10 protein-coding genes are annotated in these 12,358 nt (G+C 62.4%); all 10 read right to left on the minus strand.

Annotation, left to right across the window (positions count from 1 at the left end; all coding sequences use genetic code 11):
- Positions 1-146: 146 nt before the first annotated feature.
- Positions 147-1,346: an acetyl-CoA C-acyltransferase gene (locus M0D67_RS08180; protein ID WP_120347548.1), complete on the minus strand. Its 1,200-nt coding sequence runs from the start codon at positions 1,344-1,346 to the stop codon at positions 147-149.
- Positions 1,347-1,360: 14 nt separating this feature from the next.
- Positions 1,361-3,796 (minus strand): 3-hydroxyacyl-CoA dehydrogenase/enoyl-CoA hydratase family protein, encoded by a 2,436-nt coding sequence (locus M0D67_RS08185; protein WP_168435697.1) that lies wholly within the window; start codon positions 3,794-3,796, stop codon positions 1,361-1,363.
- Between the two features lie 124 nt (positions 3,797-3,920).
- Entirely contained in the window at positions 3,921-5,708 is a 1,788-nt protein-coding gene (locus tag M0D67_RS08190) for an acyl-CoA dehydrogenase C-terminal domain-containing protein (protein ID WP_154560524.1), read from the minus strand.
- A gap of 97 nt (positions 5,709-5,805) precedes the next feature.
- Positions 5,806-6,405 carry a TetR/AcrR family transcriptional regulator gene (locus M0D67_RS08195; protein WP_046566835.1) on the minus strand — a complete coding sequence of 200 codons (600 nt, stop codon included), beginning with the start codon at positions 6,403-6,405 and terminating at the stop codon, positions 5,806-5,808.
- A gap of 226 nt (positions 6,406-6,631) precedes the next feature.
- Positions 6,632-7,891: a cardiolipin synthase ClsB gene (gene clsB, locus M0D67_RS08200; protein WP_168435696.1), complete on the minus strand. Its 1,260-nt coding sequence runs from the start codon at positions 7,889-7,891 to the stop codon at positions 6,632-6,634.
- Complete coding sequence (gene nudB / locus M0D67_RS08205) at positions 7,888-8,388, minus strand: dihydroneopterin triphosphate diphosphatase (RefSeq protein WP_154560591.1); 501 nt, start codon at positions 8,386-8,388, stop codon at positions 7,888-7,890. Before nudB ends, clsB begins: the two co-directional genes overlap by 4 nt.
- Positions 8,389-8,556: 168 nt before the next feature.
- Positions 8,557-10,356, minus strand: coding sequence for an aspartate--tRNA ligase (aspS, locus tag M0D67_RS08210; protein WP_154560523.1), 1,800 nt, complete (start codon positions 10,354-10,356; stop codon positions 8,557-8,559).
- Between the two features lie 63 nt (positions 10,357-10,419).
- Positions 10,420-11,073, minus strand: a complete 654-nt coding sequence (locus M0D67_RS08215; protein ID WP_093646478.1) for a DUF502 domain-containing protein — start codon at positions 11,071-11,073, stop codon at positions 10,420-10,422.
- Between the two features lie 75 nt (positions 11,074-11,148).
- Positions 11,149-11,544, minus strand: a complete 396-nt coding sequence (locus tag M0D67_RS08220; RefSeq protein ID WP_266238492.1) for an FmdB family zinc ribbon protein — start codon at positions 11,542-11,544, stop codon at positions 11,149-11,151.
- 181 nt (positions 11,545-11,725) lie between these two features.
- The gene (locus M0D67_RS08225; RefSeq protein WP_154560521.1) at positions 11,726-12,349 is read right to left on the minus strand and encodes a methyltransferase domain-containing protein; all 624 of its coding nucleotides are present in this window, start codon (positions 12,347-12,349) and stop codon (positions 11,726-11,728) included.
- Positions 12,350-12,358 lie beyond the last annotated feature (9 nt).

Genomic DNA, 12,358 nt, shown 5'->3' on the forward strand with positions numbered 1-12,358 from the left:
ATGAAAAAACGGTTCGCAAGCCTGGCGGCCTGCGAACCGTTTATGCGGTTCCTAAGGGATCACTGCGGGGATCACAGGGGAGACCACTGCGGGAATCACCGCAGCGATCGCGACAAGGATCACCGACGGAACCTGAGCGAACATGATTACAGGCGTTCGATGATGCCCGCCGCGCCCATGCCGGTGCCGACGCACATCGTCACCATGCCGTACTTGAAGTTACGGCGGCGCAGGCCGTGCACTACCGTCGACGCACGAATCGCGCCCGTCGCACCCAGCGGGTGGCCGAGAGCGATCGCGCCGCCGAGCGGGTTGATCTTCGACGGATCGAGACCGAGGTCCTGAATCACCGCCAGCGATTGCGCGGCGAAGGCTTCGTTCAGCTCGATCCAGTCCATGTCCTCGATCTTCAGGCCGGCGGCCTTCAGTGCGGCCGGAATCGCTTCCTTCGGACCGATACCCATGATTTCCGGCGGCACGCCGCGCACGGCGAAGCTGACGAAACGGGCGAGCGGCGTCAGGTTGAATTCCTTCAGCATCTTTTCCGACACGACGATCAACGCGCCCGCGCCGTCCGATGTTTGCGAGCTGTTGCCCGCCGTCACCGAACCCTTGTTCGCGAACACCGCGCGCAGTTTCGCCAGACCTTCCAGCGACGTTTCCGCACGCGGGCCTTCGTCGAGCGCGACTTCACGCGTCTTGATACGCACTTCGCCGGTAGCGAGATCAGGGAAACGCTCGGTGATCGTGTACGCGGCGATTTCGTCGTTGAACTCACCAGCTTGCTGCGCGGCGATGGCGCGGCGATGCGATTCGACCGAGAACGCGTCTTGCGCTTCGCGGCTGATCTTCCAGCGCTCGGCGACCTTCTCCGCGGTCAGGCCCATGCCGTAGGCGATGCCGATGTCTTCATTGCGATCGAAGATATGCGGCGACATCGACGGCTTGTTGCCCATCATCGGCACCATGCTCATCGATTCGCAGCCGCCCGCGATCATCGCGTCCGATTCGCCGACGCGGATACGGTCAGCCGCCATAGCCAGCGCGGTGAGGCCCGAAGCACAGAAGCGGTTCACCGTGACGCCGCCCACCGTGTTCGGCAGGCCGGCCAGAAGTGCGCCCATGCGCGCGACGTTCAGGCCTTGTTCCGCTTCCGGAATCGCACAGCCGATGATGGCGTCTTCGATGACCTTGGTGTCGAGGCCGGGCACTTGCGCCACAGCCGATTTGATCGCGTGCACCAGCAGTTCGTCGGGGCGCGTGTTCTTGAACATCCCGCGCGGCGCCTTGCCGATCGGCGTGCGGCTCGCGGCGACGATGTATGCGTCTTGCAATTGCTTTGTCATTTGAGGCTCCTCGCTTAGTTGCGCACCGGCTTGCCGGTTTGCAGCATGCCCATGATCCGTTCCTGCGTCTTTTGCGTGCCGAGCAGATCGACGAACGCTTGACGCTCTAGTTTGAGCAGCCATTCTTCGTCGACGAGGCTGCCCGCTTCCACGTCACCACCACACACCGCTTCCGCGATGCGGCTGGCGATCAGGTAGTCGTGCTCGCTGATGAAACGGCCGTCGCGCATGTTGACGAGCGATGCCTTGATGGTTGCGATCGCCGAGCGGCCGGCCACCGGCACCTGCGTGACACGCAGCGGCGGACGGTATCCCGCGGCGGACAGCGCGCGCGCTTCCTTCTTCGCGATGTCGAGCAGTTCGAACACGTTGAAGACGATCGTGTCGGACGGCTTCAGATAGCCCATTGCGCGGGCGTCGAGCGCCGAGGCCGAAACCTTCGCCATTGCCGCGTTTTCGAACGACTTCTGCACGAACTTCAGCAGGTCGTTGGTCGCGCCGGCTGCTGTCGCGGCTTCCGCCGCGCGCAGTGCCGCTTCCTTCAGACCGCCGCCCGCCGGCACCAGACCCACGCCGACTTCCACCAGGCCGATATAGCTTTCGATGTGCGCGACACGCTTCGCGCTATGCAGCGCCAGCTCGCAGCCGCCGCCGAGCGCGATGCCCGACACAGCCGAGATGACCGGCACGTTCGCGTACTTCACGCGCAGCATGCCTTGCTGGAATTTCTTCACGAACGGCTCGATGCCCTTCGCGCCGCCCATCATGAACGCGGGCATGGCTTCTTCGAGGTTCGCACCTGCGGAGAACGGGCCGCCCGGCGTGCCGAGTTTCAGCGACGTCGGCTGCCACACGACCAGACCCTTGTAGTCCTTCTCGGCCAGTTCGATGGCTTGCGTCAGACCGTCGATCACCGACGGTCCGATCGTGTTCATCTTGCTCTTGAACGACACGATCAGGACGTCGTTCTCGCCAGCACGGTCGTCGACCCACGCGCGCACGGCGTCGGTTTCGAACAGCGTCTTGCCGTAGGTCTTCGGATCAGCCGACGTTTCGCCAACCAGCGGTGCGCGGAACACCTGCTTGTCGTAGACCGACAGCGACGAACGCGGCACAAAAGTCTTCGAAGCCGGCGACCACGAACCTTCGTTCGTATGCACGCCGCCCTTCTCAGCAACCGGACCTTCCAGCACCCACGACGGCAGCGGCGCGTTCGACAACGCCTTGCCTGCCGCGATGTCTTCCTGCACCCATTCGGCGACCTGCTTCCAGCCGGCCGTCTGCCAGCCTTCGAACGGACCTTCGTTCCAGCCGAAGCCCCAGCGGATGGCCAGATCGACGTCACGTGCGTTGTCAGCGATCGATTCCAGATGCACGCCGATGTAGTGATACACGTCGCGGAAAATCGACCAGAGGAATTGCGCTTGCGGATGCTCCGATTCGCGCAGGAGCTTCAGACGCTCTGCCGGCGGGCGCTTCAGAATGCGGCCGACCAGTTCGTCGGCCTTCGCGCCGCCGTCGACATACGTGCCCGTCTTCGGGTCGAGCACCTTGATCGCCTTGCCTTCCTTCTTGTAGAAGCCGCCGCCGGTCTTCTGACCGAGCGCGCCCTTCTTCACCAGTTCAGCCAGCACGGCCGGCGTTTCGTAGACCGGGAAGAACGGGTCGTCCTTCAACGTGTCCTGCATCGTCTTGATGACGTGCGCCATCGTGTCGAGGCCGACCACGTCAGCCGTGCGGAACGTTGCCGACTTCGCGCGGCCCAGACGTGAGCCGGTCAGGTCGTCCACTTCGTCGAAACGCAGACCGAACTTTGCGGCTTCGGTAATCACGGCGAGGATCGAGAAAATACCGACGCGGTTGGCGATGAAGTTCGGCGTGTCTTTCGCGCGCACGACGCCCTTGCCGACCACGCTCGTCAGGAACGATTCGAGTTGGTCGAGGATTTCCGGACGCGTCGTTGCGGTCGGGATCAGTTCGACCAGGTGCATGTAGCGCGGCGGATTGAAGAAGTGCACGCCGCAAAAACGCGCCTTCAGTTCATCCGAGAAACCGTTCGACAGTTCCGTGATCGACAGACCCGACGTATTGGTCGCGAAGATCGCATTCGGTGCGATATGCGGCGACACCTTCTTGTACAGGTCGTGCTTCCAGTCCATGCGTTCGGCGATCGCTTCGATCACGAGGTCGCACTCGGCGAGCTTCTCGATGTCGTCGTCGTAATTCGCGGGCTGGATGTATTGCGCGTCGTCCTTCACGCCGAACGGCGCGGGCGACAGCTTCTTCAGATTCTCGATCGCCTTCAGGGCAATCGCGTTCTTCGGGCCTTCTTTTGCAGGCAGGTCGAACAGCAGCACGGGCACCTTGGCGTTGATCAGGTGCGCTGCGATCTGCGCGCCCATCACGCCGGCGCCGAGCACGGCTACCTTGCGAATGATCAGATTGCTCACGTCGTTCCTCCGGGGAGTTATGCGGTGTCGCGAAGGTGTCTCTTATGTTTCGCGATGTGTGACTTGTGGCGGTGGAAGGCGCCACGCCTCTTGAGGGCGTGGCGCTTGCCGTGAAGTGTGTGTCTTAGAACAGCGACTCTTCGACGTCCATCATCGACTTCGAACCGGCGCGTGCCTGACGGATCGTCATGGCCGTTTCCGGCAGCAGCTTCGCGAAGTAGAAGCGTGCGGTCGCGAGCTTGGCCTTGTAGAACGGATCGCCCGATGCTTCGTTGTCCAGCGCGATACGTGCCATGCGCGCCCAGAAGTACGAGAACACCAGGTGGCCCACGGTACGCAGATACGGCACGGCGGCAGCGCCGACTTCGTCCGGGTTCTGCATGGCCTTCATGCCGATTTCCATCGTCAGCTTCTGCACCTTGTCACCGATGTCGGCGAGCGGGTTGATGAACTCCTGCATTTCCGGTTTCACGCCTTCGGCTTCGACGAAATCCGACACCAGCTTGCCGAACTTCTTCATCTTCGCGCCCATGTCGCCGAGAATCTTGCGGCCGAGCAGGTCGAGCGCCTGAATCGCGTTGGTGCCTTCGTAGATCATGTTGATACGCGCGTCGCGCACGTATTGCTCCATGCCCCACTCGGTGATGAAGCCGTGGCCGCCGTAGATCTGCATGGCGTGGTTGGTGCTCTCGAACGCGTTGTCCGAGAGGAATGCCTTCAGGATCGGCGTGAGCAGCGCGACCAGATCCGCGGCTTCCTTGCGCACCGATTCGTCGGCGTGCGACAGTTCCTTGTCGATGTGCAGCGCGGACCAGTACGAGAACGCGCGCGCGCCTTCGGCGTAGGCCTTCTGCGTGAGCAGCATGCGGCGCACATCCGGATGCACGATGATCGGGTCGGCGGCTTTTTCCGGCGCCTTCGGGCCGGTCAGCGAGCGCATTTGCAGACGCTCTTTCGCGTACACCAGCGAGTTCTGATAGCCGATTTCGGTCAGGCCCAGGCTCTGCATGCCAACGCCCAGACGCGCGGCGTTCATCATCACGAACATCGCGTTCAAGCCTTTGTTCGGCTCACCGACCAGCCAGCCCTTCGCGTTGTCCAGATTGATCACCGCGGTCGCGTTGCCGTGAATGCCCATCTTGTGTTCGATGGAACCGCACTTCACGCCGTTGCGCTCGCCCGGTTCGCCCGCTTCGTTCGGCACGAACTTCGGCACGATGAAGAGCGAGATGCCCTTGGTGCCCTTCGGCGCATCCGGCAGACGCGCGAGCACCAGGTGAACGATGTTCTCCGCGAGATCGTGTTCGCCGCTGGAGATGAAAATCTTCGTGCCACTGATCGCGTACGAGCCGTCGCTGTTCGGTTCGGCCTTGGTGCGCAGGATGCCGAGGTCGGTGCCGCAGTGCGGCTCGGTCAGACACATCGTGCCGGTCCAGACGCCCGCAACCAGCTTCGGCAGGTAACGTTGCTGCAGTTCCGGTGTGCCGTGCGCATGCAGACATTCGTACGCGCCGTGCGACAGGCCCGGGTACATCGTCCACGCCTGGTTCGCCGAGTTCAGCATTTCATACAGCGCGTTGTTGACGAACGCGGGCAGGCCCTGGCCGCCGTAGTCCGGATCGCAGCCGAGTGCCGGCCAGCCGGCTTCCACGTATTGCTTGTAGGCTTCCTTGAAGCCCTTCGGCGTGGTCACGACGCCGTCGCCGACATACGTGCAGCCTTCCTGGTCGCCGCTGTGATTGAGCGGGAACAGCACTTCGGAGCAGAACTTGCCGGCCTCTTCGAGCACGGCGTTGATCGTGTCCGCATCGAGATCCGCGTGCTTCGGCATCTGCTTGATCTCGGCTTCGACGTTAAGCAGCTCGTGCAACACGAATTGCATGTCGCGCAGCGGCGCGGCGTACTGTCCCATGACTCTCTCCCAAGTTTGACAAGGAGCGAGGCCGTTAGCTGAGTCCGTGGATCGGATCTTTCAGCGCCGCTGAATCTGCTTGATTTCGGCGGCTCTGCTAACGGCTTTCGCTCTGATACGAAACAATCAATTTTTCCAGCGCGGCCCACGTCAGACGCACTGCGTCCGGCAGATGCAGGAAGCGCGCGTCGTGATGCAGGCCGAGCGTGAAGCTGTACAGTTCGAACAGCATCAGCTGCGGATCGGTATCAGCGCGCAGATGCCCTTCTTCCATCGCCTGCGAAATTGCCCGCGTGAGCGCCGCACGCCAGATCGTTACACTCGACACCAGTTGTTCACGCACCGGGTTGTCCCCGCGGTCGTCGTACTCGACGGCGCCGCTGATGTAGATGCACCCCGTGGTGACTTCCTGAATGCGTTTCTCGATCCAGCGGGAAATCATCGCGCGCAAGCGCGGCAATCCACGAGGCTCACGCAAACTCGGGAAAAACACCTCGTCTTCGAAACGACGGTGGTATTCGCGCACGACTTCGACCTGCAAATCCTCGCGCGACCCGAAATGCGCGAACACACCGCTTTTGCTCATCTGCATGCGCTCGGCCAGCAATCCAATCGTCAGACCTTCCAGTCCGTCGCGGCTTGCCAGATCAAGTGCTGCTTCGAGAATCGCGACTCGTGTTTGTTCGCCTTTTCGCATAGCTTTTTACCGTTCTAATGTGACCGAAAGAAAATCGAACGGCCGTACTATTATTGTGTGCGACCGTCCGCGAAACAAGGACTTTATTAGAAACCGGTTTCTAACCCGGCTTCAATTCTGCGGCATCCGTCAATCAGAGGAAGGAGATTTTTTAGAGGCGTTTGCCTTCTTTTTGTCCCTTTCATTGACGCTGTGCCCTTGCCGTTATGTGCGAGGTGTCGATGAGCTAGTCATAGCCACCCACCGTTAATAGCTTCATTACCGCCCGATAGGTCGTGTAGGCAAGCCAGTTGAGCAAGCGCTCGCCCGCCGGACGGGCATCATAGCGCGCCTCGTCGATCCGGCGCGATTCCTTGAACGCGGCGACGATCGCTTCGCGCAGCGCGCCGATCGACGGGTCGTTCACCAGCACCACGTTGGCTTCGTTGTTGAGCATCAGGCTCAACGCGTCGAGGTTCGACGAGCCGACCGTCCCCCAGTTCGAATCCACCACCGCGACCTTGCCGTGCAGCATGGTTTTCTCGTACTCGGCGATCTGCACGCCGGCTTTGAGCAGCGCACGATACAGGAACGGCACGGCGTAATCGAGCGCCTTGAACTCCTTGCGCCCGATGATGAGCTTCACGTCGACGCCGCGCCGCGCCGCGAACACCAGCGCGCGCCGCAGCTTGCGGCCCGGCATAAAGTACGGGTTGGCCAGCAAGACTTCGCTGCGGGCCTGGCCGATCGCGGTCAGATACGCCTTTTCGATGGCGCGGCGGTTGATCAGGTTGTCGCGCGCGACGAAGGCCACGCATGGCAGCCCGCCGGCCCAGAGCGCCTCGTTGCGATTGCGGCGCCGGCGGCGCAGCGTGCCGAGCGACGCCATGGTCTTCGGCCCGAGATCAGGCCCGAGCGAATCCAGGGGCCGATGCCCGAGATGGATCCGCCGCCATTGCACCTCGAACGCCTGGCGGATATCGGCGACCACCGGCCCCTGCAATTCCACCGTGAAATCCCAGCGCCGGTAAGGCAGCTTCTCGCCGTTGTTCTCGTAATCGTCGACGATGTTGATGCCGCCGCAGTAGCCGAACTGATCGTCCACCACCGCGATCTTGCGGTGCGTACGCGAGAAGCCGAAACGCCCGAACAGATGCGGGTTGTAGATACGATGGTCGATGCCAGTGAGCGGCCATTCGTTGAACATCGGCAGGCGCTCGGTGCCGATGCCGTCGGTAATCACGCGCACCTTCACGCCGCGCGAGGCTGCGCGCAGCAAAGCCGCGCTGACGGCCCGGCCCGCGCTGTCGTCACAGAAAATATAGGTTTCGAGAACCACGTCGCTTTGCGCCGCGTCGATGCGCTCGATCAGCGTGGCGAAGTACTCTTCGCCGGAACGCAGCAGCTTGACCTCGTTGCCGCTGGTGAAGCGGTAGCGCTGCCAGTAGCGGCGGCCGAGCAGCGCTTGCCGGAGTCGCGCGAAACGGCGCGCGCCGCCGACGCTCACCGGGCACGCTCCTCGGGCTGGCCATTCAGGCGCCCAGCGAGCCGTTTCGGCAATTGCAGGATCGCGTCGGCATTCGACGACGAAAAGCAGCGCGAGGCCGCCTCTTCATAGGGCAGCCACAGGAACGCGGTGTGCTCGCGCGGCGCGAGCGTCACTTCGAGCTGCTCGGGCACTTCCAGACTGAACCAGTGCTCGGTGTTGTGGATCACGCCCTCGGCATAGCGATGCCGGAACTGAGGGTAGATCTCATAGTCGATCGAGTACTGCCAGTCGAACAACGCACTGTGCGGCACGAGCGTACTGCCGATCACGATGCCGGTTTCCTCCGCCACCTCGCGCGTCGCCGTCTCGACAAAGGGTTCATCGATCTGGTCTTTCGAGCCGGTCACCGATTGCCAGAAATCTGCATGATCGGCACGCCGGATCAACAGCACGTCGAGCGCGGGCGTATGGATGACGACGAGTACGGATTGCGGGATCTTCGGCGGTTTCGGCATGGCGTAAAGACTGGGCGCAACGCTTGCGCGGTACATGTCGGCGAATGGTCCAATAAGCGGTCGAGACCGGTTGCTGCGACTGTAACGCAAAAAACGAAAAAGGCGCATCACGCGCCTTTTTCGTCTGCTTCCAGCTGTCGTTTTCAGACAGCGTTAGTTCGATCCCGCTTAGACCTTCGGTTCCGGCTGACGCAGACGGATGTGCAACTCGCGCAACTGGCGCTCGTCCACTTCGCTCGGCGCCTGCGTGAGCAGACACTGCGCGCGTTGCGTCTTCGGGAACGCGATCACGTCGCGGATCGAATCGGCGCCGGCCATCATCGTGATGATGCGGTCCAGACCGAATGCGATACCGCCGTGCGGCGGCGCGCCGTATTGCAGCGCGTCGAGCAGGAAACCGAACTTGGCTTGCGCTTCTTCCGCGCCGATCTTCAGCGCGCGGAACACCTGGCTCTGCACTTCTTCACGGTGAATACGCACCGAACCGCCGCCGATTTCCCAGCCGTTCAGCACCATGTCGTAGGCCTTGGCGAGGCAGCGCGCCGGATCCGTTTCCAGATACTCGAGGTGCTCGTCCTTCGGGCTCGTGAACGGGTGATGCGCGGCGACGTAGCGGTTGTCTTCCTCGTCGTACTCGAACATCGGGAAGTCGATCACCCACAACGGCTTCCAGCCGGATTCGACCAGGCCGTTGGCCTTGCCGAATTCCGAATGACCGATCTTCAGACGCAGCGCGCCCAGGCTGTCGTTCACCACCTTCGCGCGATCCGCCGCGAAGAAAATGATGTCGCCGTCTTGCGCGCCGGTGCGCTCGATGATCGCCTTGACCGCTTCGTCGTGCAGGTTCTTGACGATCGGGCTTTGCAGACCGTCACGGCCCTTCGCCACTTCGTTGACCTTGATCCACGCGAGGCCCTTCGCGCCGTAGATGCGCACGAATTCCGTGTAGCTGTCGATATCGCCACGCGAGAGCTCGCCGCCCTTCGGCACGCGGATCGCCGCGACGCGACCGTCTTTCGTGTTGGCCGGCGTGCTGAACACCTTGAAGTCGACGTCTTTAACCGCGTCCGTCAGGTCGGTAAATTCGAGCTTCACGCGCAGATCCGGCTTGTCCGAACCGAAACGGCGCATCGCTTCCGAATACTCCATGACCGGGAATTTCTCGGCCAGTTCGACGCCGATCGTTTCCTTGAACACGTGACGGATCATCGCTTCGAACAGATCGCGGATTTCCTGTTCCGACAGGAACGAGGTTTCACAGTCGATCTGCGTGAATTCCGGCTGACGGTCAGCGCGCAGGTCTTCGTCGCGGAAGCACTTGACGATCTGGTAGTAGCGATCGAAGTTAGCGACCATCAGCAGCTGCTTGAACAGCTGCGGCGATTGCGGCAATGCGAAGAACTGACCCGGGTTGGTACGCGACGGCACGAGGTAATCGCGCGCGCCTTCCGGCGTGCTCTTGGTGAGCATCGGCGTTTCGATGTCGATGAAGCCCAGCGAGTCCAGATACTTGCGCACTTCGATCGCGACGCGGTAACGCAGACGCAGGTTGTGCTGCATCTGCGGACGGCGCAGGTCGAGCACACGGTGCGTGAGGCGCGTGGTTTCCGACAGGTTGTCGTCGTCGAGCTGGAACGGCGGCGTGATCGACGGGTTCAGCACGATCAGCTCGTGGCACAGCACTTCGATCTTGCCGCTCTTCAGCGAGGCGTTCGTGGTGCCTTCCGGGCGGGCGCGAACCACGCCCTTGATCTGCAGGCAGAACTCGTTCCGGACGCCTTCGGCAGTCTTGAACATTTCCGCGCGATCCGGATCGCAGACGACCTGAACGAGGCCTTCGCGGTCACGCAGGTCGATGAAGATGACGCCGCCATGGTCACGGCGGCGGCTTACCCAACCGCACAGCGAGACGGGTTGGCCCAGCAGTTCTTCGGTCACCAGACCGCAGTATTCAGATCTCATCGACATGATGTTTGTCTTTCGTTTTGCATTGGTTGGACGGCGCGCGGCGATAAACGCTGCGCGCCGGCATTACAGCGGAGGCTCGACTGTCGTGCGGCGCACCGGCGCCGGCGGCGCGGACGGCGCCACGACGCCCATCGAGACGATGTACTTGAGCGCAGCGTCGACCGTCATGTCGAGTTCGATCACTTCGCTCTTGGGCACCATCAGGAAGAAGCCGGACGTTGGATTCGGCGTAGTCGGCACATACACGCTGACGTAATCTTCTTTCAGGTGATTGACCACGTCGCCGCCCGGAATGCCGGTCAGAAACGCAATCGTATAGGAACCGCGGCGCGGGTACTCGATCAGGAGCGCCTTGCGAAACGCATTGCCGCTGCTCGACAACAAGGTGTCCGACACCTGTTTGACGCTGGTGTAGAGCGGGCCGACCACCGGAATGTGAGCGACCACGACTTCCCACCACTTCACGAGCTTCTGCCCGATGAAGTTTTGCGTCAACAGCCCGACGACAAAGATGAACGCCAGCGTCAGCACCGCGCCGAGGCCCGGCAAACGGAAGCCGAGCGCGCGCTCCGGCTGCCATGAGGTCGGCAGCAACAATAGCGTCTGGTCCATCGTGCCGATGATCAGGCCGAGCACCCACAGTGTGATAGCCAGAGGCACCAGCACCAGCAGGCCAGTCAGGAACACCGATTTGAGCGTCGTTTTTTTCGTCGTCATGTGTACCGCCAGAAAGCCGCGCAAGCCGATACCCGACGCGCGGCGTGTGCGCCGCCCATAAGGGCGGCCATGCTACTAGGCGCTGCCGGAACCGCTCGAACTGGCCGAAGCGGCGGGTGCGGCAGCAGGCGTGGCGGCTGCGGCAGGCGTTGCGGCGGCGGCCGTGCCGTTGGCCGGAGCCGTGTCGGAATTCGCCGCGCCGCCGTTCCCGGCTGCAGCGTTTTCGCCCGAATTCGCATTCGAGCCGCCGTTCGCGTCGGGCTTGGCCGGCGCGCTCGCGCCGCCGTTACCGCCGCGGAAATCGGTCACATACCAGCCGGAGCCCTTCAACTGGAAACCGGCTGCTGTCACCTGCTTGCGAAAGGTGTCTTTCCCGCACTCGGGACACTGCGTCAACTGGGGGTCGCTCATCTTCTGAAGCACGTCCTTCCCGAAGCCGCATGACTCGCAACGATAAGCGTAGATCGGCATGAACTTTTCCCTACTGAAATCTTGTAAACGCTTGCAAAGCCTTGAATTATAGCCGCATATGGCTAGTCACCCGCGATTTTCGGGGACAAACGCCAGGCGCAGCCGCGGTTCACGTAAATGGGGGCGGCCGCTATCGAATCAAGTGCGGCCCGAGCCGCCGTCAAACGCGGCGGCGACGCGCTCAGGCACGACGGCGCCAGCTCATCCAGCGCTCATGGCCAGCAAAGACGGGAATCGAGTCGTTCACGGCTTCATCTTCGATCAGATCGAAGTGCGGCATGAGCAACGCGTCGAGTTCAGCGCGCTCGATGCCGAACGGCGGCCCTTTCGGCGTCGCGCCGATGAAAAAGAAACCCGCCAGCAACGCACCAGCCGGCAACAACTCGGCCATCCGTTGCGCGTAGTCTGCACGGCGCTCCACCGGCAACGCACAAAAGAACGCGCGCTCGTAGATCCATGCCGGCGTGAACGGCGGTTCGTACGTGAAGAAGTCAGCCTGTTCGACCAGTTGCTCATGCTGCGCACCCAATTGCTTGTGCGCTGCCGCCACGGCAGCCGGCGAGAAATCGATCGCCCGGACTGGATTGCCTAGTTGCGCCAGCCAGAGCGCCTCGTAGGCACTGCCGCAGCCGGGAATCAGTACGGCGGCGCCGCTGTGCCGGCCAGCGAATGACTGGAACGCCGACGGCACGCCCGCCTGATCCCACGGCGTGAAATGGCGTTCGAAGCGCTCGTCCCAGAACTCGGGCGAGTTGGGATCGCGGGTCGCGAAGTCGGGTGCGGAAGGCGGGTTCGGGTCGCTCATGGGATGCCT

The sequence above is a fragment of the Paraburkholderia sp. SECH4 genome, assembly GCF_030511745.1.
GTDB lineage: Bacteria > Pseudomonadota > Gammaproteobacteria > Burkholderiales > Burkholderiaceae > Paraburkholderia > Paraburkholderia madseniana.